The sequence below is a fragment of the Natronobiforma cellulositropha genome (assembly GCF_025629245.1).
Taxonomy (GTDB): Archaea; Halobacteriota; Halobacteria; order Halobacteriales; family Natrialbaceae; genus Natronobiforma; species Natronobiforma cellulositropha.
In genome coordinates, this window is sequence record NZ_JANZXN010000009.1 from 17,699 (window position 1) to 37,858 (window position 20,160).

Here is a 20,160-nt window from a genome sequence, read left to right on the forward strand (position 1 = left end):
GTCAGCCGACGATGGCGATGGGCACCGGCATGAAACACAGCGCCCCGAGGACGAACGTCACGAGTCCCAGCGCGACCCGCCCGCGGCCCAGTCGGGTGTCGTCGACGGGGTTCGCCGGGCCGACCCGGACGAAAAAGAGCGCGAACGCCCCCCAGAGCAGCCAGACGAACACGGAGTGGAAGCCGTAGCCGGCGACGTAGTAGAGGTAGCCCGCGAGTGCGAATAGCACGCCCGGGACGACGCTCGCGATGGTCTCCTGGTACTCGCGGGTCATCGCCCGGAGGATGTGGCCGCCGTCGAGCTGGCCCACCGGGATCAGGTTGAGGAAGGTGACGAACATACCGACCCAGCCGCCGATGACGACCGGGTTGACGACCGTGGCCGGATCGTCGCGGTAGAGCGGCTGGTCGAACGCCCAGGCGAGAAACTCGAGCAGCGGCGGATAGCCCAGGCTGATCGTGATCGCGTCCGGGTCGGCGACGAGTTCTGTGGGCGCGGTCACCGGCTCTAAGTGCAGGCCGACGACCGTGACGATGACGGTCGCGACGAGCCCCGCCAGCGGCCCGGCGACGCCGATGTCGAACAGCGCCTTCCGGTCGGGCATCCGGCTCTTGATGCTGATGACGGCTCCCATCGTGCCGATCAGCGTCGGCACCGGCAGGAAGTACGGCAGCGAGGCGTCGACGCCGTGGTAGCGACTCATCACGTAGTGGCCCATCTCGTGGATGCCGAGGACGGTCAAGATTGCGACGGTGAACGGCCAGGCGGTTGCCACCGCCCCGAGCGGGTCGCCGAAGGGATCGACGTAGTACCAGCTCGCCCCGGCGAACAGCGTCGAGAGGATGGTCGCGACGAACAGCAGCAGGTTCGTCCACGGAATTCCGTCGATCCCCTCGCTCACCGGCTCGGCGACGATGACGTACTCGCCGTGGCGCACTGTCAGGCGGGGTTCGTAGCCCTCCTCGCGGAAGAGCCGCCAGAGCCGGTCCATCATCGGCTCCGGCGCTGCCCTCGGCGTCCCGTAGTAGACGAGCGTCTCCCCCTCGAGCGCCGTCTCGTAGACGTCGAACAGCGGCGTGATCGCCTCGAGCGGGGGCCCGTCGCCGGGCGCGCCCACCTCGTCTCGCTGCATCTACCTCGAGTTGGGAAGCCCGCCGTATAAATCGACTGCGTCGCTCGAGTGGGTGAGAATCAGGAGACGAAGCGGGGAATCCGGCCGGGCGGTCCCGGTGCATGGCGGATGCGGACGGCCGTGGCCGGCTGTGCGGGGAGGACCAGTTCAGGCAGGGGCGACGCGCCAGGTCGTCGCGCTCGTGTACGACCACTTCTCGATCTCGAGACCGGTGTCTGCGTCCGCGAGTTTGACCATGAGCGCGCCGATCTCTTTCGGCGAGAGACCGACGTCGTCGGCGATAAACTTGCCCTTGAAGTAGAGTTCGCCGTCGGTCGCCTTCTCTCGCAGATAGCGCTTGAGGCGGCGTTCCTTGCTTTCCGTGGAGGGGGAGGCTGTCGTGCTCATCGACACTCCTCCCTACCCACCGGGATATGTTATAAAGGCAGGTTGGTTTGGCGATTTTCGATTGTGTTCAGCGTTCGAGGGGGTAATCGCCGTTTTATGTGGTTTCACTGAACTCTTCGAAACCGTCTGAGATCGCTCGAGACGTTTTAAAACCCGATCTGATCTATTATCTCTGCCAGGCGATTCACGTCAGGTTCGGTGGGGAAACACCGCCAAACATCCTATGTAGCAATAATTAATGCACTGAATAAAATAACTCAGGGGCGGTCGTGGACCCAGAACTCGTCGTCGATCGTGACTTCTTTCTTGAAGATGGGGACCTCCGCTTTCAGCCGGTTGATGCCGTCTTCGACCGTCCGGAACGCCTCTGCGCGGTGGCCGGCGAGGACGACCACGAACACGATGTCCTCGCCGTCGCGAACCACGCCCGTCCGGTGGTGGAGTTCGACGGCGTAGACGCCGTCTCTCGCCTCGAGTGCCTCGCGTAAGGCCGCGAGTTTCTCGTCGGCGACCCCGTCGTACTTCTCGAACTCGAGGTACTCCGTCGGCGTGTCGTCGTCGCTGTCTCTCGCGCGTACCCGGCCGGTGAACGTCGCGATCGCGCCCGCGCGGTCGGCATCGTCGGCGCGCTTGACCCGTTCGACGAGCGTCTCGAGTGTCACGTGGGGTTCGTGTTCGTCGACGCGGTCGACGAGCGACTCGAGGTCGAGGTCTGCGGGTGTCTCGACCGTCGCCACGACGTCCGTCCCCTCGGGTACGTCTGCACCGACGGTGACGGTCGGATACTGACCCGTCCGGTGGCCGACGACGACCGCGTACGCACAGTCGTCACGCGCGAGCGCGTCGACGGCGTCCTCGATCGAGAACCCGGTTCCACAGGCGACCCAGTCGCCGTCGGCGCCGAGGTCGTAGGTGACGTCCCCGCCGGGAGTGAGCCCCGGATCACGCACCACCGAGGTTCCGTCGGCGATCGTCGCGTCGTAGCGGACGACGCCGACGCGTCCACGCTCTGCGAACGCGTCGACGAGTCGGTCGACGACGCGCTCGACGGTCTCGCCACCGCCGCCACAGTCGAGCACTCCGAGTACTTGCATATCCCAGAGGTGGCTCTCTCGCACTTTGTAGCTATCGCCGAGGTGAATCTCAGGCGCGAACGGGCGGGCGTGTCACTCGAGACCACCCGGAACCGGTAGTTGGCAACCCTTAAGGCCGAATCCCGGTTACTCGGCGATAGTATGAATGTGGTCGTCTCTATCGGCGGGAGCGTGCTCGTTCCCGAACCCGGCGCAGACCGGGTCGCCGCACACGCTCGCGTCGTCGAACAACTCCTCGAGGACGGGTGTCGCGTCGGCGCGGTCGTCGGCGGCGGCGGCGTCGCCCGCGAGTACATCGGTGCCGCCCGAACACTGGGTGCCAACGAGATCGAACTCGACCAGCTCGGCATCGACGTCACCCGGCTCAACGCCCGCCTGCTCATCGCCGCGCTCGAGGAGGAGACGGTCACCGCCCCCGCACGCGACTACGAGGAGGCCGGTGACGCCTTCCGAACCGGGAACGTCTGCGTGATGGGCGGCGTCGCCCCCGCTCAGACGACCGACGCCGTCGGCGCGGCGCTCGCGGAGTACGTCGACGCCGACCTGCTCGTCTACGCGACGAGCGTCCCCGGCGTCTACAGCGCCGACCCCAACGAGGTCGACGACGCCACGAAGTACGACCACCTCACCGCCGCCGAACTCGTCGAGGTCATCGCCGGTCTCGAGATGACCGCCGGTGCCTCCTCGCCCGTCGACTTACTCGCCGCGAAGATCATCCAGCGCTCGGGGATGCGCACCATCGTCTTAGACGGCACCGACCCCGAACGGATCGCGCGGGCCGTCCGTACCGGTGAGCACGACGGCACCGACGTCGTCCCCGAGGGCTCGGGCGACGAACCGACCGCCTGGACGCGAGACGACCATGACGAGTGAACACGACTCGCCGTTCGAGACCGAGACGGACGCCCACCACGTCTTCTGGGCCGACGAGGTCGCAGACCGCGTCGAGGCGCGCGACCCCGAGGAGCCGATCGTCGTCAAAGGCGGGATCTCCCCATCCGGTGTTCCGCACCTCGGCAACGTCAACGAGATTCTGCGCGGCTACTTCGTCGCCGAGGTGTTACGCGAGCGCGGCCACACCGTCCGCCAGGTGTTCACCGCCGACGACCGCGACCCGCTCCGGAAGCTGCCGCGGACGCTCTGTGATCTCGAGGGCCGTCTCGTCGACTTAGGCGAGGTCAACGCGGGCGCGCTCGGGCGCAACCTCGGTGCGCCCTACACGGCGATTCCCGACCCATTCGGCTGCTGTGACTCCTACGGGGCGCACTTCTCGGCCATTATCCAGGACAGTGCCGACGCCGTCGACGTCCCCATCGAGCTGGTCTCGACCAGCGACCTCTACGAGCGCGGCGAGATGGATGACGTCGTCCGCTACCTCCTCGAACACCGCGAGCGCGCCCGCGAGGTGCTCGCCGACTACCAGGCCAGCGTCGAGGCCGACGAGGCGTACGTCCCGTTCACGCCCATCTGTGCCGACTGCGGAAAGCTGACCGGCACCGTCACCGACGTCGACCTCGAGGCGGGCACCGTCGCCTACCGGTGTACCGACCTCGAGGCGGGCGAGCGGACCATCGAGGGCTGTGGCTACGAGGGAACCGCGACCCTCCGCGAGGGGAAACTCCCCTGGCGCTTCGAGTGGCCCGCCCAGTGGCAACTGCTCGGCGTCGACGTCGAACCCTTCGGGAAGGACCACGCCGAGGGCTCCTGGCCCAGCGGCGAGGACATCGCCCGGAACGTCCTCGGGATCGAGCCGCCCGTTCCGATGGTCTACGAGTGGTTCACTCTCGATGGGGAGCCGTTCTCCTCCTCAGAAGGGAACGTCGTCCTCGTCTCGGACGTGCTCGAACTGCTCGAGCCCGAGGTGTTGCGGTACTTCTTCGCGAAGGACCCCCGGAAGGCACGGGACTTCAGCATCGAGCGCCTCGACTTACTCGTCGACGAGTTCGACCGCTTCGAGGCGATCTACTTCGGCGAGGTCGAGGCGAGCGACGACGAGGTCGCCTTCGCCGAGCGCGTCTACCCGCTGGTCGTCACCGAGACTCGCGAGGAACGGATCCGCCTCCCCTACACCTTCGCCGCCGTCCTCGGGATGAGCGACGACCCCGCCGTCCGCGAGGAGATCGCCCGCAAAGAGGGCCACATCCCCGAGGACGCCCCCGAGTGGGCCGTCGAGGCCGCCCTCGAGCGGGTCGAACGCGCACGCACCTGGGCGCGCCGGACGGAGAACGAGTTCAACTACGAACTCGAGCGGGCAGCGATTCCCGCCCACGACTTCGACGAGGCGACCGAGACCGCCCTCGACGACCTCGCGAACTTCGTCGCCGAGGGCCACGGTCCCGAGGAGATACAGGGTGAGATCTACGAGAGCGCCCGCCGTCACGACGTCGACGTGGGTGGTTTCTTCGCCGCCGGCTACCGCCTCTTCTTCGACGACGAGCGCGGGCCGAAACTCGGCCCGTTCCTCGCCCGTCTCGACCGCGAGTTCGTCGTCTCGAGGCTCAGACGCGAGGCGTAGCGCCTCACAAGCTCACGGCCGCTCGTTTGCGTCCCGCCGCTCGTCTCTTCGTACTCCCTCTCGAGACCGTCTCGAGAGGCGGTCAGTCACCGACGGCGGGCGGTTCGAGACCCGCGAACCAAAGCCCTTTGACGCTCCCCGACCCAGTTCGGGTAATGGCCGTCGCGGTATCTTCCCTCCACACCCTCTCCCCGTCACCGCTCACACTGAGCCCCATCACGGACAATCTCGGCCTGTGGGTGCTCGTCGGCATCGCCTGTTACTGGCTCGCGGTGATTCAGCTTCGCCGACTCGACGTGCTCCCGAGCTACGTCGGCGCGCAGGGACCGCTGCTGACGATCCACACCAAGCGCGGCCGCGAGTTCTTAGAGCGTCTCTCCGGCCCGAAACGCTTCTGGCGTGCGTGTGCCAACCTCGGCGTCGGCGTCGCCATCGCGGTGATGGTCGGCGCGTTCGTCATGTTCGTCACCATCGTCTTCGCCGTCCTCCAGGCCCCACAGCCGACGGCGATCAACCAGCCGCGGAACGTGATCGCCATCCCCGGCGTCAACGACTTCCTGCCGCTGTCTGTCGCCCCGGAGATCGTCGCCGGACTCGTCGTCGCCCTCGTCGTCCACGAGGGCGCGCACGGCCTGCTCTGTCGCGTCGAGGACATCGAGATCGAGTCGATGGGTCTCGTCTTGCTCGCCATCTTGCCGATCGGTGCGTTCGTCGAACCCGACCAGCGCTCGAGCAAGGAGGCCGACCGCGGCGCGCTCACCCGGATGTTCGCCGCGGGCGTCACCGCGAACTTCGCGGTCACGGTCGTCGCCTTCGCCCTCCTGTTCGGTCCCGTCGCCGGCGCTATCGCCGTCGCCCCCGGCGCGAGCGTCGGCGGTGTCGTCCCCCACTCGCCCGCGGCCGACGCCGGTCTCGAGCCGAACGACCGGATCACCGCGATCGACGGCGTCGCCATCGAGACCAACGACGACCTCGAGCGTGCGCTCGCGGACGTCCCCGCCGACGCCGACGCCGTCGAGATCGAACGCAACGACGGCGAGACGCTCACGGTCGAGCTGGCGCTGACGGTGACTGGCTCGCTCGAGGAGGGACCCGCCGTGCTCGATCTCGGCGATCGGATCGTCGCCGTCGACGGCGACCCGGTCACGACCCAGCGGGCGTTTCTCGACGCCGTCTCGGGGACCGAAACCGTCGAACTGACCGTCGAGAGCGGCGAGACCGGCGAGCGCGAGGTCCGCGAGATTCCGACCGGTGCGGCGGTCGCCGTCGCCCCCGACGGCCCGCTCGCAGCCGCCGGCGCACCGACCGACCGGCCGTTGATCGTCACCGGGTTCGACGGCGCGTCGGTCTCCTCGAGCGACGATCTGACGGCGCTGTTCGCCGAGACCGACGCCGGACAGGTGGTGACGGTCTCGGGCTACGTCGGCGACGAGCGCGTCAGCTACGAGGTCACGCTGGGTGAGGTGAGTCCGAACACCGGCGGCGGCACCGTCGGCGTGTTCACCAGCCAGGGTGTCTCCGGCATCGCCGTCGACGACGTCGGCGTCCAGCTCTACCCCGCCGAGGCCTACCTCTCGGCGATCGGTGGCGACGCCGACGACGACACCTTCGGCGCGTTCGCCGACTCGTTCCTCGGGAAGATCGGGATCGCGCTCTTCTTGCCGATCGTCTCCATCCTCGAGATCCTGCCGTACAACTTCGCGGGCTTCACCGGCGGCGTCGAGAACTTCTACCAAGTGACGGGCCCGCTCGCACTGCTCGGAACGACGGGTGTGTTCTTCCTCGCGAACCTCCTGTTCTGGACCGGCTGGATCAACGTCCAGGTCGCCTTCTTCAACTGCATCCCGGCCTTTCCGCTCGACGGCGGCCACATCCTCCGGACCTCGACCGAGGCGGTCGTCTCGCGCCTGCCGATCGAAGCCACGCGCGGGATGGTTCGGATCGTCACGACGAGCGTCGGCCTGCTGATGCTCGCGAGCCTCTTGCTCGCGCTGTTCGGCCCGCGGCTGCTCGCCTGATCGTTCACCTGCCTGCTACCGGCTCGTCCGCCCTGCCCGGCTCACTCGTCGTCGATGCCGTGGCGCTCGTAGAACTCCTCGAGCGAGTCGGGGATACGCTCGAACTCGCCGTCGAAGTACCACTCGTGGTGGCGGACGACCAGTTCGGCGATCCAGGCGCTGAAGGGCTCGTCGAAGCGCCACTTCCCTTCGACGGCGGGAATCTCGAAGCGCTCGTCGGTCGCGAACGCGGCGTAGACGTGGAAGAAGCCGAGGATGACGTCGGCGAACTCTTTGGCCTTGTCGGCGCTCCGCTCGCGGCGGTCGTCGAGTTCCTCGTAGCCAGCCTCGGTGAGTTCGAAGTACTTCCGGTCGGGTTCGTCCTCGCGCTCGACGCGCTCGGTCCAGCCTTTCTCCTCGAACTTGTACAGAATCGGATAGACGGAGCCGTAGGAGGGCTCCCAGTGTCCACCGCTGATCTCACGGATCTCTTTGAGGATCTCGTAGCCGTACCGCGGTTTCTCCTCGAGTAACTCGAGGACGAGGTAGGCGATTAATCCCTTCGGCGGCCCACTTTTCCGCATGTGTGCGATGATTTAAACGGGGAAACGTAAAGGGTTTCGGTCGCCAGCAACCCCCAGGGAGAACACCCGTTCTGGGTGGCGAAACGCCGCCGTGTGTCGCCGTCGGCCGAAACCCGTTCTTTCTTACGCTCGCTTCGCTAACGCGCGGACATGGACCGACGGAGACCGCCACAGACCGACGAGGGCTGGTACGTCTTACACGACTTCCGCTCGATCGACTGGGACGCCTGGCGCGAGGCTCCCGACCACCGCCGCGAACGGGCGCTCGAGGAGGGCATCGCCTACCTGCGCGCCTGCGAAGCGCTCGAGGACGCAGACGAGGGTGGCTCGGCGACCTTCTCGATTCTCGGCCACGAGGCGGACCTGCTCGTCTTACACCTCCGGCCGTCGATGGCCGGCCTCGACCTCCTGGAGCGACGGTTCGAACACACCGCGCTCGCGGCGTTCACCGAGCGCACCGACTCGTACGTCTCGGTGACGGAGGTTTCGGGCTACATGTCCGAAGAGTACTTCGAGGACGATGGCGACGCGGACGCGGGGCTGACGCGCTACATGCGCTCGCGCCTGCACCCGGAGATTCCCGACGCCGAGTACGTCAACTTCTACCCGATGGACAAACGCCGCGGTCCCGAGGACAACTGGTACGACCTGCCGTTCGACGAGCGCGCCGAGCACCTCTCGGCCCACGGCGACATCGGCCGCGAGTACGCCGGGAAGGTCACACAGCTCATCTCCGGCAGCGTCGGCTTCGACGACCACGAGTGGGGGATCACCCTCTTCGCCGACGACCCCGTCGACATCAAAGACCTGCTCTACGAGATGCGCTTCGACCCCTCGAGTTCGCGCTTCGCCGAGTTCGGTCGCTTCCGCTTCGGCCGCCGACTCCCGCCGGCGAACCTCGGCGCGTACCTGGCGGGTGAACCGGTCTCGCAGTCGGCCGACGAACACGGCCACGGCGACCACGGCGGCGGCCACGGCCACGGCGACCACGGCGGCGGCCACGGCCACGGTGGAGACGAAGACGACGGCGATGCCGTCCGCACCGAACTCGAGGGCCTCGGCGTCTACGCGGGCAAACCCCACGGCGAGGACGTCCACGCGGTCGTCCTCTACTCGGCGGCCGACCCCGACGAACTGTTCGCGGAGGTCGACGGCCTGCGGACGAACTTCGACCACTACGACTCACACGTGAAGACGGCGGTCTACGAGGGTGACGAGACGGTTTCGCCGGACGCGGAGACGGCGGTGGTCAGCCTCTGGAAGACCGAACGCGCCGCGAACACGGCCGCGGGTTTCCTCGCGGACCTCCCGGAGGTCGTCCGCCAGGCCGGCGACGACTCCGACGGCTCCTGGGGCACGATGGGGATGTTCTATACGGTCAAACCCGACTACCGCGAGGAGTTCGCCTCGACGTTCGCCGACGTCGGCGCACTCCTGACCGAGATGGACGGCCACCGCCGGACCGACCTCCTCGCCAACCGCGAGGACGAGAACGACATGTTCATCGCGAGTCGCTGGGACGCCCGCGAGGACGCGATGGCGTTCTTCCGCAGTGACGCCTTCTCGGACACCGTCGAGTGGGGCCGTGACGTGCTGGCCGACCGGCCCCGCCACGTCTTCCTGGCCTGATTCCGGCGCTCTCATCTCTCACCCTCTCTTTCGCCCACTCGAGTCCTTCGCTCTCGTCACTTGTTCTCGCCTCCGCCTTCGCCCCCGCTCGAGTCACCTGCTCGCCAGCCTCAGCTCAGCTTCGATTCGGTTTCCTCGTAGAAGAAGTAGCCCGCGACGCCCGCTAACCCGAACGCGAGCGTCAGGTACGGCCAGTTGCCCGGGTCGCGGTCGGTCAGTCTGGCGTGTGCGGTGATGGCGACGGCGAAGCCGACGTGAGCGACCGCCGATGCGATGAGAAACGTGCGGAGATCCATCGTCACCCGAGCTATTCCACCTCGAGCGTATAGCCGTAGCGATTTCACGCGACTCGAGGGAAAAGTACTCCTTTCGGACGCCCGGAGGATGTGTGTAATGAACCGACGAACGTTCCTCGCGACGTTCCCCACGACCGTCCTGGTCACCGCTCTCGCGGGCTGTGCCGTCCGCCTGGGGCTGGCCGACCGCGTCGAGGTCGCCCGGAAGGTCGTCGAGGTGACCGACGCCGACGGTGAGACGACCGTCCTCGTCGAGCGCCGCTACGACCCCGAGCACGGTCCCGCCTACGCCGGGTCGGGGTACGAGGAGTTCGTCGACGACCCCGACGACCCGTTGCGCGTCGACGCCGCGACCGGCGAGGAACTCTCGAGTGCGTACGCGTCGGTCACCTACGGCGTGCGTCTCTGTGAGCGCCTCGACGCGCCCGGGTCCTGTCGGGAGACGGCGCTCTTTCTCGACGACTTCAACGACGTCACCGTCGGCGACGTGATCGACGTCCGCTTCGGCGACGAGACGACGGGCGTCGTCGACGTTCACGAGCGCCGAAACGGCTGAGAGAACAGTTTCTGACAGATCCTACAGGTCCGCGTCCGCGTCGTCTTCGACCGTCCGTTTCAGCGAGTCGCGACGCGACTTTGCATCCCGGCCGGTCGCCTCGAGTAAGAACTCGTTTTTCGCCGAGACGGCGTCACCTGCGGCCTCGAGTTCGTCGGGACCGAGTTCGGTCGGGTCGCGCTCGACGAAGTCGACGGCGAGGGTGTCTTTCTTCCCCGAGTACGTGACGGCACCGACGACGACGCGCTCGAACACCGGGTTCTTCGGCTCACCGACGACGTGGAGGTCACTCCCCTTGTACTCCTCGGTGCCGGTGATCGTCCCGAAGTACTCCTCGACCGACTGCTCCATGTCGGGGATCCGCTCCTCTAAGTGTTCGCCGCGGCGCATCTTGTACTCTTTCATGAATCGAGCATATACGGGGGAGCGTTTACCTTTTTTCATAGCTCCCGCTCAGGCGCGCTGTGGCGTCTCCGTCACCGCGACTCGAGGAGCGTCTCCCGCTCGGACGCCGGTGACTCCTCGAGTACGCGCTCGAGTTCGCGTTCGAACTCGAGTTCGTCGATCTCGCCGGCGACGTAGCGCTCGCGGAGGGCGGTCCCGTCGTCGCTCTCGGTGTCCCTCGCGGGTCGCTCCGGTGCACTGACGGTCGTCTCCGGACGCGGCGTCTCGGCGGTGTCACGGCTCGGCAGGAAGTGGGCGAGCAGACTCACGCTGGCGAGGACGACCGCGCCGATGGTGGCGGCGATCAGCGCGAACGTGACGGCCGTCGCGACCACGCCGAGGACGAAGGCGACGATCGTCGCGATCGCACCGAGGAGGACGACGCCGACGACGACGGCACCGACTCCGGTCAGGAGCAGGCGGGTGAGTGTTCCCATCGTCTGTCCAGTGGGTGACGAGTCCTCAAAAATCCTCCTCAGCGAGAGTGACCGATCAGACCACTGTTACGCTCGGTCGCGCTCGCCGAGGTAGCCCCGTCGACACTCCGGGCAGATGTCGCCCGGCCTGAGCGAGCCACGGTCGCCGGGGGCGACGAACGAACACCGCGGGCAGAAGAACTCCGTCGGCACGTCCTCTTCGCGCGTCGCCGCCTCTCCGGGTACGGGTGCGGACTGGGCGCTCGCGATTCCCGTCCCCGCATCCGTCACCCCTTCGGCGTCGGGTGCGCCCTCGGCCTGGCCGGCATCAACGGATTCGGAGTCGACGAACACCGCGTCGTCGACCGGTTCGACGTCTTCCCACTCGCTCTCCTCGAGTTCGGTCCACTCCTCGCTCGTCTCGGCGTCGGTGACCGGCCAGGCGGCCGGTTCGTTCTCGGCACCGACGGGCGGGCCGACGTCGTCGGACTCCGGCCAGGCACCGCGTTCGCGATCGCCGGTCTCGGCCGGTTCGTCCTCGAGTATCTCGCCGTCGTCGGTGATCGGCTCGCCGTGTTCGTCGGTCGGGAAGTCGGGTGCGAACGCGGCGTCGTCGGTAGTTGCTCCGTCAGCGTCCGCGCTCGCGGCGCTGTCGGTCGGTTCCTCTGGTGGGCTGTCGGTCGTCTCCGTCGCGTCGGGCGTCGGACTCGAGTCGGGCGTCGGTTCGGGTGCCAGACTCCGCACCTCGGTGTTCTCGCTGATGAGGTGTCGCTCGCCACAGCGGGCACACTCTTCGTACTCCCGGACCGTGACGACGACCTCGCTGCCCCGTTCTTCGCGCTCGTGGTCGACCTGTGGCTCCCCGTAGTCGTGTCCGAGCAGCGAACATCGCAGGACCATCGTCCCACCGTACCCGTTCACAACATAAAAAACGTACTGCACACGTAGACCGTCTTTTCGAGTGGACGCCTGCCGTGTTGGCCGACGGCAAACGTAAAACCCCGCGGCGACGAATGGATGACGTGATGCGAGCGAAGCGAGAGTACCGGGACCGGCGAGGGACGGAAGTTGCGGTACTCGACGCGCTCGTCAACCGGCTCGAGGACGGCATGACCGTCTTCGAACTCCGGGCGGCCGTCTCCGTCGGCATCGACGACTTAGAGCGCGCACTCGAGAACCTCAAAGACGACGGTCTCATCACCGTCGAGTCGCGCGGCAGCGAGACGGTGATCAAACCCGCAGCGCGTGTCGTCCCCGACGAACCGGTCGACGACGAGGAGTCGCTCGGCGAGTGGCTCCGCCGTCGGATTCCGTTCTGAGCGCCGACCGCCCGTCCCGACGCCCGATTCTCGACCGAAACGCCTGTGAGCGGACGGCCCGTTCACACGGCCATGACCCGCATCGAGTCCATCCACGCCGACCGCGGCGCGACGTTCACTGCACGCGGCGGGCGGCGTGTCGTCGACCACTACGGCCGCCCCGAGCGGGCCCACCGCGCGGTCAGAAACGGCGTCGGCGTCGTCGAACACGTTCCCGGCATCCTCGTCGTCGAGGGAGCGGACCGCCGCGAGTACGTCGACAACGTCGTCTCCAACCGGGTACCCGCCACAGACGGCGAGGGCTGTTACGCGCTCCTCCTCGAGCCACAGGGACGGATCGAACTCGCCTGTTACGTCTACGACGCGGGCGAGCGACTGCTGGTGTTCACCCCGCCGGGACTCGAGACCGACCTCGCCGCCGACTGGCGCGAGAAGGTCTTCATCCAGGACGTCGACATCGGCGTCGCCACCGACGAGTTCGCCGTCTTCGGCGTCTGCGGCCCGCGCGCGACCGAGGCCGTCGCGAGCGTCTTCGCCGGACCGTCAGTTCCCGACCGGCCGCTCTCGTTCGTCCGCGGGTCGGTCGACGGCGCTGGCGTCACCGTCGTCCGTTCCGACGGTCTCACCGGCGAGGAGGGCTACGACCTGATCTGCGCCGCAGCCGACGCCGCGGCCGTCTACGAGACGCTCACCTCCAGGGGGGAACTCCCCGCACCCTTCGGCTACCGCACCTGGGAGAGCCTGACGCTCGAGGCCGGAACGCCGCTGTTCGCGAGCGAACTCGAGGGGCGGATTCCGAACGTCCTCGGCGTCAGGAACGCCCTCGACTTCGAGAAGGGCTGTTTCGTCGGCCAGGAGGTCGTCTCGCGCGTCGAGAACCGCGGCCAGCCCTCACAGCGGCTCGTCGGCCTGACGCTCGAGTCCGACCCCGACGACGCACTGCCCGACCCCGACGACGCACTGCCCGACCCCGGAGCCGCCGTCGTCGACGTCGAGACATCCGTCGGCGAGGTGACGCGCGCGCTCGTGAGTCCGTCGCTCGAGCGTCCGCTCGCGCTGGCACTCGTCGACTTTGGACTCGAGGAGACGGCGCTGACGGTCCGCACAGCGAGCGAGGAGACACCGGCGACGCTGACCGACCTGCCGTTCGTGGAGGGGTCGGCGCGATCAGCGCGGCTGCCGACGTACTAGGTCAGGACCAGGAGAGCATCGCTCTCAGGTGTTCGACGCTGAACACCGAGGTCGGCCGGTCCATGTGGACGCCGATCTCGCCCGCGGCGGCGCGGAGACCGACGCGCTGGACCGGTTCCGGTAGCGAGTAGGCCCGCCGCAGGAGGTGGCCGAGTTCGATCTCGCGGGCGAGGTCCGCCCGCCAGGCGTGTTCGTAGGCGGCCAGCGTCGTCGGCCGGTCGGGATCGATCTCGCGAATCGCGTGGTCGGCACAGCGCATTCCGTAGAGGATACCGCCGCCGGTAAAGGGCTTGGTCTGGGCGGCGGCGTCGCCGACGAGAAAGCCCCGGCGACTCGTGATGCGCTCTGGCGGGCCGACGGGAATCAGCCCCGAACAGCGGTGTGAGACGCTGATCTCGTAGCCGTCGATCAGCTCCTCGAAGAGGCGGCCGACGTGTGCACCCGGCGGGGCGGCTAAGCCGTACTCGACGCCGCCGCTGTCGCGGGGAATCCGCCAGGCGAAAAATCGTGGTGCTGTGAGGTGGACGTCGACGAAGTCGCCGTCGTCCGGCTCCTCGGAGAACGCCAACACGCCGTGGAGCAGCTCCGCAGGCTGGCCCAGCCCGAGCGCGTCGCGAACCCGCGAGCGCGGCCCATCACAGCCGGCGACCAGTTTCGTCTCGAACACCTCGGTTCCATCGGGTCCCTTCGCCGTCACCTCGACGTGGTCTGCGAACTCCTCGACGCCGGTGACGGTGTGGCCTTCGCGCACGTCGGCGCCCGCCTCCTCGGCGAGCGCGGCCAGGTGGCGGTCGAGTCCCACGCGGTCGATCACGTTCGAGACGGGTTCGCGTTTGTAGAAGGTGTAGGTGTCCCGGCCGTCGCCACCGTTTCGGCTCACCTCGGGACCGCCGACGTGAAAGCGCGCGCCGTAGACCTCGTTCTGGCGCAGCGTCGCCTTCGCGTCGCTCCCCGTGTACTCCCAGATGTCCGTACTGACGTGGCCCGAACAGGCGAGCGGGTCGCCGACCGATCCCTGCTCGAGCGCGAGGACGTCGTGTCCGGCTTCTGCGGCGCGCCGGGCGACACGCGCCCCGGCGGGACCGACGCCGACGACGACGAAGTCGTACATACCCGTTCGAACTTCGGCGACCGGTAAATAGCTTCTCGAGTGACTCCTCAGGCGACACCGAGGAGCGCGAACGCCCGCTCGTGGTCGCCCTCGAAGCGCTCGAGGAGGTCTCGAACCGCCGCGCGACTCTCGTCGGTGACGGCGACGTAGACCATGCCCTCGCCAGGCTGGCCGTAGACGACGCTCGCGCCCGCCGGCGCGGCGAGGATGGCGGGCAGCGCCGCCAGGTCCTCCTCGCCGTCGACCAGCACCGTCGTCGGTTCCGCCTCGGCGAGCGCCTCGGCGAGCGCCTCGAGCAGCGACGCGCTCAGCCCCGCCGGGGGGTTCGTCGCCTCGAGCGTGCGTTCGCCGTCGGTGACCCGCTCGTAGACCACGTCGTCGACGCGCTCGCGTTCGGTGTAGCCGTCGACGACGGCGACGGCGGGGACACAGCCTGCCTCGAGCAGGTGGTAGGTGACCACGTCGCCGACGGCGACGATGGGAGTCGGGGCACGCTCGAGCAGGGTCTCCGCGTCGGTCTCGACGGGCCCAAACGGTGCTTTGAGTTCGCCTCTGAGCGTGTCGGGGAGGCGGAGCAGAAGCTCTTCGTTGGGCGCCCCTCGAGAGGAATCGCCGGTGCGCTCGTCGTCCACGTCTCCTTACCGGACCTTGAGCGCGTACGCGCCAGGCTCGTCGACCTGCATCTCGCGAGCGATTTCGCTGGTTTCGGGGTGGGCGATGACGACGTAGCCGGCCCAGTCCTCGGTGAGCGACGAGGAGCTACAGGAGACGCAGGTGGTACGGTCGGGGTCGTTCACGCGGTGACACTCCCGACAGACGAGGCGGTTCGACGCCATCGTCACTCACCCGCCGCGGCTTCGCGCTTCTCGCGCTCTTCGTCCAGCCAGCCGTGCTTGCCGAGACCGGGTTGTTTCGCCGTGAGTCCGATCTTCGAGTCGCGCGGGTTGCGCTCGTCGATGCTCTTGGTGACGATGCGCGTCCTGACGGCATCCTCGACGTCGAGCGAGCGGTTGGACTCGTTCGAGGCCAGCCGCTGGTTCTCGCCGTCGTAGGCGAGGTACTCGTCGGAAATCTGCGAGACGTGGAGGAGTCCGTCGACCGGTCCGATGCCGACGAAGGCACCGAACTCGACGATTTCGACGACGGTGCCGTCGACGACCTCCTGCATGTGCGGATCGAACGTCACCGCGTCGAACTCCGCCTCGTAGTAGACGCCCGGCCGGTTCGGCAGGACGGTCCCATCGCCGACGTCGTGTACGTCGACGACCGAGACGACGCTGCCGACTTCTTCGTCCATCTGCCCTTCGAGCTTGTCCTGAAGCAGTTGCTTGACGAGCTGCGGTGAGACGTCACCGAGCGCTCGCGGGGGCACTTCCACCGTATCTTTGAGTCTGACCCGTTTGTACATCGATATGTTCTCTATGGTCGCGTGATCGCCAATTTGTTTCTCCCGCGTAATGCAATTACCGGTCTGCCCGCCTCGAGTACCCGGTCGCGAAGCGCCAGGTCGTTCGTGACGACGTAGTCGACGACCGCCTCTTCGGCGAGTTCGACGAGCGCGTCGTCGGCGTAGGAGGCGGTGGTGTCGACGAGCAGGCAGCGTTCGGTCGCCAGGTCGTGGCCGACGTTCGCCGCCGTCCCCTCGGTGCCGCCTTTCTCCGAGAGCCGCCTGAGTTCCTCGACGACCGCCTGCGGCGCCGTCGGTTCGTAGCCGTCGAGCAGCCGGTCGAGTTCGTCGAACAGCCTGACGTCGAGTTCGACCGGCATCATGAGCGCGCTGGTGTCGAGGGCGACCTGCGTGGTCATGTCGCGTCAGTCCGTGAGCGTCCCGAGACCGATCAGCCGCCAGCGGGCACCGAGACGGCGGTTGATCGCGATCTTCGCCCCTGGCTCGGCACAGACCGGGCGTTTGAGCTTCACTTCACACTCGTTGCCGCGCGCGCTGGTCACCGCGCCGACCGTGGTCGCGGTGCCGACGGTCATCATCAGCGGCTCGCCCGTGCTGATCTCCTCGACCGTCTCGCCGCCGTCGAGTCCAACGACGCGCTCGAGTAAGTCGACGTCCATCGTAAACTCTTCCCACGTCGGCGGGAGCGTCCCGGGCGGTCCGGCGATCCGGCCACCGAGGGCGTCACCTTTCGTGAGCGCGGGGTCGAGCGCGGTGCCGACGCCGAGTAAGCCGCCGGGTGTCGCGGTCTCGAGGCTCTCGCCGGCCGCCTGGAGCGACTCGACGCTGGTCTGGATCGGGACGTACGTCGACTGGCCCGCCTCTTCGACCTGCCGGCCGGGGCGGATCTCGAGGTCGTCGCCGACGGCGAGTTCGCCGTCGACGAGGCTGCCGCCGAGGACACCGCCGGTGATGTTCTCCCAGGTGGTGCCGGGTTTGTTGATGTCGAAACTGCGCGCGACGTGCATCCGGGCGTCCTCGCCGGGGTCGCGCTCGGGCGTCGGGATGTGTTCTTCGATCGCGCCGATGAGCAGGTCGATGTTGACGTCCTGGCCCGCGGAGACGGGGACGACGGGAGCGTCTTCGGCGACGGTGCCGGCGACGAACTCCTTGATCTGCTCGTAGTTCTCGCGGGCGGTCTCGGCGTCGACGAGGTCGACTTTGTTCTGTGCGATGACGATGTTCTCGATGCCGATGATGTCGAGCGCCATCAGGTGCTCTTCGGTCTGGGGCTGGGGGACGTCTTCGGATGCGGAGACGACCAGCACCGCCCCGTCCATCAGCGCCGCTCCGGAGAGCATCGTCGCCATCAGCGTCTCGTGACCTGGGGCGTCGACGAACGAGACCGTCCTGAGCGGTTCGCTCTCCGTGCCGTCGGGACACTCCTCCTCGACGGTGTAACAGTCGGGTTCCTCGAGGTCCGGACAGCGCCGGAACGTCGCGTCGGCGTAGCCGAGGCGGATCGAGATCCCACGTTTCATCTCCTCTGAGTGCTGGTCGGTCCACGAACCACTCAGCGCTTGCACCAGCGTCGTCTTGCCGTGGTCGACGTGACCGACGAGTCCGATGTTCACCTCCGGTTGTCGATTTCCTGCCATAAGAGAGTGAGTAATCTTGGATACAATTTCCCCGGTGCGACTGATAAACCTACTGTTCTGGGGCCGTCGCGTCTTCACGTCGAACGACTTGTTTCCACGGATTTTTCGACGGCCGGCTGGCGGTCTGGGGTCACACTGCTCGTCGCTCTCGGCTGCCGTCGGACCTTCCACTCGATACGCTCTAGAACCCGTCCCTGCGGGGCACGCTGGCACCTCGCCCGGCCCACCTTCTCGACTCATATCACTCTCGCAACAAAAATTCGCCTGAGCGAACCGTTTAGGTCTCCGACAGCAATTGAGTACGCATGAGCGAGTCCGACTTCTCGAGCGAGCACACCACCCCACTCGAGGCGACCGACGAGGGGCTCGAACCCGCCGCCGCGTTCGCCCTGATCGGCAACGAGACGCGCCTGGCGATTCTCGAGGCGCTCTGGGAGGCAGACGCCGTCAGCCAGCCAGTGACCTTCTCCGCCCTCCACCGCGCGGTCGGTGTCCGCGATTCGGCGAGGTTCAACTACCACCTCCAGCAACTCACGGGCCACTTCATCACCCGGACGGAGGCGGGATACACCTTCAGACACGCTGGCGAGAAGGTCGTCCGCTCGGTCATCGCCGGCTCGTTCAACCGGCAACCCACACTCGAGCCGTTCCCCGTCGAGGGCTCCTGTGTCGCCTGCGGTGACGCGCTCGAGGCACGCTACGAGGACGAACGCCTCGCCATCGTCTGTCCGACCTGTGAGCACCCCCACGGCGAGTATCCCTTCCCGCCGGGTGGGCTGGCCGACCGAACCGCTGCCGAGGTCGCCGACGCGTTCGACCAGCGGGTCCGCCACCTCCACTGTCTCGCCGCCGACGGCGTCTGCCCCGAGTGTAGCGGCCGCATGGAGACCCACCTCACGGAGACCGGACCCTGCTGTCTCGGCGTCTCCGTCCGCGCCGACCACGAGTGTAGCCAGTGTGGCCACTCCCTCTGTGCGGCCGTCGGTCTCCGCCTGCTCGACCACTCCCGTGTCGTCGCCTTCCACGCCGACCGCGGCGTCTCCCTCGACGCCCACCCATACTGGACGCTCCCGTGGTGTGTCAGCGACGAGTACACGCGCGTCCTCGCGCGAGACCCCTGGCGACTCGAGGTCCGCATGCCGCTCTCGGGCGAGGAACTCCGGGTGACCCTCGACGGGACCCTCGAGGTGCTCGAGACGGCGGTCGTACGCCCGTAGCTTCCGCCGGGCCGGCGGCTGACCCGCGCGCTTTTTGCCGTCGCCGCCCCTCACCCCACCCGTGCGCGAGTTCGCCTTCGAACTGCGACTGTGCGCCGCCCTCGAGCGCCGCCTCGGGTCCGACACCGTCGTCGCCCGCCAGCTCGGCGCGAGCGTCGCGAACCCCGGCGGGCGCATCGTCGACGTGCTCTGCGTTCACCCGGGTCCCGAGTTCGCGGCGCGGACGGCGCTGACGGACGCGGCGATACCGGCGGCCGCGATCGAGAGCCGCGTCGGCACCGGTCGGGCGCGCTTCTGGAAGGACGCCTTCGACTGCCACCCCCGAACCGCCAGACGGGCCACCGACCGCGCCCTCGAGATCGGCTTCTTCGAGCGCGAGCGCCGCGGCGGGCGCGACTACGTCCGCCAGCGGGCGCGCTACCCCGACTGGTTCGGCCGGCTCGTCGCCATCGAGAACAAACCCGACCTGGCGCGGCCGGGCGACCTCGAAGGCCAGCTTCGAACCGACGTGAGCCTCGCGCTCGCCGACGAGGTGATCCTCGCGACCGAGAGCTACGTCACCGGCGCACACCTCAACCGCATTCCGGAGGTGGTCGGCGTCTGGCGGTTCCACCCGGAGCGCGTAGGCGACGCGAGCGCCGACGGCGATCCGATCGAGGTGATCCGAGAGCCGACGCCGCTTCCGGTCGAACGCCCGGGCACCGAACCGCTCGAGAGCTACCCCGGCCGGACCGACGTCGCGTTCGTCTCGTCCGAGCGCAAGGCCCGCGCCCGGCGGCGTCTCGCCGAGCGCGCCTACGGGAAGGGCTGGCGCACCTACGCGTTTCCAGCGTGTGCGGTCTGTGAGACCGACGCCTCGAGCGGGGCGACGCTGCCGCACTGTCCCTGGGCGGGAAGCGTGGTCGACGCCGGGAGTGACTGTGGGACAGACTGTGCGGGGTACGAGCCGGGCGAGGAGCGGGTTTCGGCGGCCGACCTCGAGTCCGAGCGCGAGGCGCGAACCGGCTGGGTTCGCGACCCGGCGGGACCATCCGTTCAGTCGGGACTCGACCGGTTTCTTTGACATCCTCCCCGCGCTGAAGCGCGAGGATTCCTTCGTGGGGTCGTTCGAAACGGCTTCGCCGTTTCGTGATGACGGGAGACCTCTGGTCTCCCGAACCACGTCGGGCCGTTCCGTCAGCCCCCGAAGGCAACTTCCTCACCCGCGTGGTGAGTACCGGGTTCGTG

Annotated in this window: 23 protein-coding genes; 9 read left to right on the forward strand and 14 right to left on the reverse strand. The window is 67.9% G+C overall.

What is annotated here, in order from left to right; translation table 11 throughout:
* Position 1 precedes the first annotated feature (1 nt).
* The 3 genes from N0B15_RS04255 to N0B15_RS04265 form a co-directional block, all read right to left on the reverse strand.
* Positions 2-1,132 (reverse strand): site-2 protease family protein, encoded by a 1,131-nt coding sequence (locus tag N0B15_RS04255; RefSeq protein ID WP_263018228.1) that lies wholly within the window; start codon positions 1,130-1,132, stop codon positions 2-4.
* A 147-nt stretch (positions 1,133-1,279) separates the two neighbouring features.
* Positions 1,280-1,519: a DUF7123 family protein gene (locus N0B15_RS04260; protein ID WP_263018229.1), complete on the reverse strand. Its 240-nt coding sequence runs from the start codon at positions 1,517-1,519 to the stop codon at positions 1,280-1,282.
* A 257-nt stretch (positions 1,520-1,776) separates the two neighbouring features.
* Entirely contained in the window at positions 1,777-2,613 is an 837-nt protein-coding gene (locus N0B15_RS04265) for a molybdopterin synthase (RefSeq protein ID WP_263018231.1), read from the reverse strand.
* A gap of 141 nt (positions 2,614-2,754) precedes the next feature.
* Between N0B15_RS04265 and pyrH the strand changes: the two genes are divergently transcribed.
* The 3 genes from pyrH (at position 2,755) to N0B15_RS04280 (ending at position 7,146) form a co-directional block, all read left to right on the forward strand.
* The gene (gene pyrH, locus N0B15_RS04270) at positions 2,755-3,486 is read left to right on the forward strand and encodes a UMP kinase (RefSeq protein ID WP_263018233.1); all 732 of its coding nucleotides are present in this window, start codon (positions 2,755-2,757) and stop codon (positions 3,484-3,486) included.
* Positions 3,476-5,128 (forward strand): lysine--tRNA ligase, encoded by a 1,653-nt coding sequence (lysS, locus tag N0B15_RS04275; protein WP_263018234.1) that lies wholly within the window; start codon positions 3,476-3,478, stop codon positions 5,126-5,128. Before pyrH ends, lysS begins: the two co-directional genes overlap by 11 nt.
* A 155-nt stretch (positions 5,129-5,283) precedes the next feature.
* Positions 5,284-7,146, forward strand: a complete 1,863-nt coding sequence (locus tag N0B15_RS04280; protein ID WP_263018236.1) for a site-2 protease family protein — start codon at positions 5,284-5,286, stop codon at positions 7,144-7,146.
* A gap of 41 nt (positions 7,147-7,187) precedes the next feature.
* On the opposite strand, the gene N0B15_RS04285 is transcribed toward N0B15_RS04280, so the two are convergent.
* On the reverse strand, positions 7,188-7,709 hold the full coding sequence (locus N0B15_RS04285) for a PadR family transcriptional regulator (protein ID WP_263018237.1): 522 nt from the start codon (positions 7,707-7,709) through the stop codon (positions 7,188-7,190).
* Between the two features lie 150 nt (positions 7,710-7,859).
* On the opposite strand from N0B15_RS04285, the gene N0B15_RS04290 reads away from it, so the two are divergent.
* Positions 7,860-9,338, forward strand: a complete 1,479-nt coding sequence (locus N0B15_RS04290) for a heme-binding protein (protein ID WP_263018238.1) — start codon at positions 7,860-7,862, stop codon at positions 9,336-9,338.
* A 110-nt stretch (positions 9,339-9,448) separates the two neighbouring features.
* Here the strand turns inward: N0B15_RS04290 and N0B15_RS04295 are convergent, their stop codons facing one another.
* Positions 9,449-9,634 (reverse strand): hypothetical protein, encoded by a 186-nt coding sequence (locus N0B15_RS04295; RefSeq protein ID WP_263018239.1) that lies wholly within the window; start codon positions 9,632-9,634, stop codon positions 9,449-9,451.
* A gap of 97 nt (positions 9,635-9,731) precedes the next feature.
* Here N0B15_RS04295 and N0B15_RS04300 point away from each other — a divergent pair, with 97 nt between their 5' ends.
* Complete coding sequence (locus N0B15_RS04300) at positions 9,732-10,190, forward strand: hypothetical protein (RefSeq protein ID WP_263018240.1); 459 nt, start codon at positions 9,732-9,734, stop codon at positions 10,188-10,190.
* Between the two features lie 21 nt (positions 10,191-10,211).
* On the opposite strand, the gene N0B15_RS04305 is transcribed toward N0B15_RS04300, so the two are convergent.
* The 3 genes from N0B15_RS04305 to N0B15_RS04315 all read right to left on the reverse strand — a co-directional run bounded on the left by N0B15_RS04305 (position 10,212) and on the right by N0B15_RS04315 (position 11,950).
* A complete protein-coding gene (locus N0B15_RS04305) occupies positions 10,212-10,595 on the reverse strand; it encodes a DUF5611 family protein (RefSeq protein WP_263018241.1) in 384 nt (127 codons plus the stop codon).
* Positions 10,596-10,666: 71 nt separating this feature from the next.
* The gene (locus N0B15_RS04310) at positions 10,667-11,071 is read right to left on the reverse strand and encodes an SHOCT domain-containing protein (RefSeq protein ID WP_263018242.1); all 405 of its coding nucleotides are present in this window, start codon (positions 11,069-11,071) and stop codon (positions 10,667-10,669) included.
* A 66-nt stretch (positions 11,072-11,137) separates the two neighbouring features.
* On the reverse strand, positions 11,138-11,950 hold the full coding sequence (locus N0B15_RS04315) for a DUF7093 family protein (protein ID WP_263018243.1): 813 nt from the start codon (positions 11,948-11,950) through the stop codon (positions 11,138-11,140).
* 125 nt (positions 11,951-12,075) lie between these two features.
* On the opposite strand from N0B15_RS04315, the gene N0B15_RS04320 reads away from it, so the two are divergent.
* The gene (locus tag N0B15_RS04320) at positions 12,076-12,369 is read left to right on the forward strand and encodes a DUF6432 family protein (protein WP_263018244.1); all 294 of its coding nucleotides are present in this window, start codon (positions 12,076-12,078) and stop codon (positions 12,367-12,369) included.
* 72 nt (positions 12,370-12,441) lie between these two features.
* Positions 12,442-13,560 carry a CAF17-like 4Fe-4S cluster assembly/insertion protein YgfZ gene (gene ygfZ, locus N0B15_RS04325; protein ID WP_263018245.1) on the forward strand — a complete coding sequence of 373 codons (1,119 nt, stop codon included), beginning with the start codon at positions 12,442-12,444 and terminating at the stop codon, positions 13,558-13,560.
* A 1-nt stretch (position 13,561) separates the two neighbouring features.
* Here the strand turns inward: ygfZ and N0B15_RS04330 are convergent, their stop codons facing one another.
* The 6 genes from N0B15_RS04330 to N0B15_RS04355 are packed head-to-tail and all read right to left on the reverse strand — an operon-like array spanning position 13,562 to position 17,716.
* The gene (locus N0B15_RS04330; RefSeq protein WP_263018247.1) at positions 13,562-14,671 is read right to left on the reverse strand and encodes a geranylgeranyl reductase family protein; all 1,110 of its coding nucleotides are present in this window, start codon (positions 14,669-14,671) and stop codon (positions 13,562-13,564) included.
* A 47-nt stretch (positions 14,672-14,718) separates the two neighbouring features.
* A complete protein-coding gene (locus N0B15_RS04335; RefSeq protein WP_263018248.1) occupies positions 14,719-15,303 on the reverse strand; it encodes a GTP-dependent dephospho-CoA kinase family protein in 585 nt (194 codons plus the stop codon).
* A 6-nt stretch (positions 15,304-15,309) separates the two neighbouring features.
* Positions 15,310-15,507, reverse strand: coding sequence for a transcription elongation factor subunit Spt4 (gene spt4, locus N0B15_RS04340; RefSeq protein ID WP_263018249.1), 198 nt, complete (start codon positions 15,505-15,507; stop codon positions 15,310-15,312).
* 2 nt (positions 15,508-15,509) lie between these two features.
* On the reverse strand, positions 15,510-16,079 hold the full coding sequence (locus N0B15_RS04345) for a DNA-directed RNA polymerase (protein WP_263018250.1): 570 nt from the start codon (positions 16,077-16,079) through the stop codon (positions 15,510-15,512).
* Between the two features lie 11 nt (positions 16,080-16,090).
* Positions 16,091-16,477 (reverse strand): type II toxin-antitoxin system VapC family toxin, encoded by a 387-nt coding sequence (locus N0B15_RS04350; protein ID WP_263018251.1) that lies wholly within the window; start codon positions 16,475-16,477, stop codon positions 16,091-16,093.
* A 6-nt stretch (positions 16,478-16,483) separates the two neighbouring features.
* On the reverse strand, positions 16,484-17,716 hold the full coding sequence (locus tag N0B15_RS04355; protein ID WP_263018252.1) for a translation initiation factor IF-2 subunit gamma: 1,233 nt from the start codon (positions 17,714-17,716) through the stop codon (positions 16,484-16,486).
* Between the two features lie 305 nt (positions 17,717-18,021).
* Between N0B15_RS04355 and N0B15_RS04360 the strand changes: the two genes are divergently transcribed.
* On the forward strand, positions 18,022-18,933 hold the full coding sequence (locus N0B15_RS04360) for a helix-turn-helix domain-containing protein (RefSeq protein ID WP_263018253.1): 912 nt from the start codon (positions 18,022-18,024) through the stop codon (positions 18,931-18,933).
* A 61-nt stretch (positions 18,934-18,994) separates the two neighbouring features.
* Positions 18,995-19,996, forward strand: coding sequence for a DUF5787 family protein (locus N0B15_RS04365; RefSeq protein WP_263018254.1), 1,002 nt, complete (start codon positions 18,995-18,997; stop codon positions 19,994-19,996).
* Positions 19,997-20,160 lie beyond the last annotated feature (164 nt).

Bases quoted from the DNA above. Each gene is read 5' to 3' on its own strand.
- N0B15_RS04355 (WP_263018252.1), bottom strand. From the start codon at position 17,716: ATGGCAGGAAATCGACAACCGGAGGTGAACATCGGACTCGTCGGTCAC.
- ygfZ (WP_263018245.1), top strand. From the start codon at position 12,442: ATGACCCGCATCGAGTCCATCCACGCCGACCGCGGCGCGACGTTCACT.
- N0B15_RS04290 (WP_263018238.1), top strand. From the start codon at position 7,860: ATGGACCGACGGAGACCGCCACAGACCGACGAGGGCTGGTACGTCTTA.
- N0B15_RS04350 (WP_263018251.1), bottom strand. From the start codon at position 16,477: ATGACCACGCAGGTCGCCCTCGACACCAGCGCGCTCATGATGCCGGTC.
- N0B15_RS04315 (WP_263018243.1), bottom strand. From the start codon at position 11,950: ATGGTCCTGCGATGTTCGCTGCTCGGACACGACTACGGGGAGCCACAG.
- lysS (WP_263018234.1), top strand. From the start codon at position 3,476: ATGACGAGTGAACACGACTCGCCGTTCGAGACCGAGACGGACGCCCAC.
- N0B15_RS04285 (WP_263018237.1), bottom strand. From the start codon at position 7,709: ATGCGGAAAAGTGGGCCGCCGAAGGGATTAATCGCCTACCTCGTCCTC.
- N0B15_RS04260 (WP_263018229.1), bottom strand. From the start codon at position 1,519: ATGAGCACGACAGCCTCCCCCTCCACGGAAAGCAAGGAACGCCGCCTC.
- N0B15_RS04265 (WP_263018231.1), bottom strand. From the start codon at position 2,613: ATGCAAGTACTCGGAGTGCTCGACTGTGGCGGCGGTGGCGAGACCGTC.
- N0B15_RS04280 (WP_263018236.1), top strand. From the start codon at position 5,284: ATGGCCGTCGCGGTATCTTCCCTCCACACCCTCTCCCCGTCACCGCTC.
- N0B15_RS04330 (WP_263018247.1), bottom strand. From the start codon at position 14,671: ATGTACGACTTCGTCGTCGTCGGCGTCGGTCCCGCCGGGGCGCGTGTC.
- pyrH (WP_263018233.1), top strand. From the start codon at position 2,755: ATGAATGTGGTCGTCTCTATCGGCGGGAGCGTGCTCGTTCCCGAACCC.
- spt4 (WP_263018249.1), bottom strand. From the start codon at position 15,507: ATGGCGTCGAACCGCCTCGTCTGTCGGGAGTGTCACCGCGTGAACGAC.
- N0B15_RS04300 (WP_263018240.1), top strand. From the start codon at position 9,732: ATGAACCGACGAACGTTCCTCGCGACGTTCCCCACGACCGTCCTGGTC.
- N0B15_RS04360 (WP_263018253.1), top strand. From the start codon at position 18,022: ATGAGCGAGTCCGACTTCTCGAGCGAGCACACCACCCCACTCGAGGCG.
- N0B15_RS04345 (WP_263018250.1), bottom strand. From the start codon at position 16,079: ATGTACAAACGGGTCAGACTCAAAGATACGGTGGAAGTGCCCCCGCGA.
- N0B15_RS04305 (WP_263018241.1), bottom strand. From the start codon at position 10,595: ATGAAAGAGTACAAGATGCGCCGCGGCGAACACTTAGAGGAGCGGATC.
- N0B15_RS04255 (WP_263018228.1), bottom strand. From the start codon at position 1,132: ATGCAGCGAGACGAGGTGGGCGCGCCCGGCGACGGGCCCCCGCTCGAG.
- N0B15_RS04295 (WP_263018239.1), bottom strand. From the start codon at position 9,634: ATGGATCTCCGCACGTTTCTCATCGCATCGGCGGTCGCTCACGTCGGC.
- N0B15_RS04310 (WP_263018242.1), bottom strand. From the start codon at position 11,071: ATGGGAACACTCACCCGCCTGCTCCTGACCGGAGTCGGTGCCGTCGTC.
- N0B15_RS04320 (WP_263018244.1), top strand. From the start codon at position 12,076: ATGCGAGCGAAGCGAGAGTACCGGGACCGGCGAGGGACGGAAGTTGCG.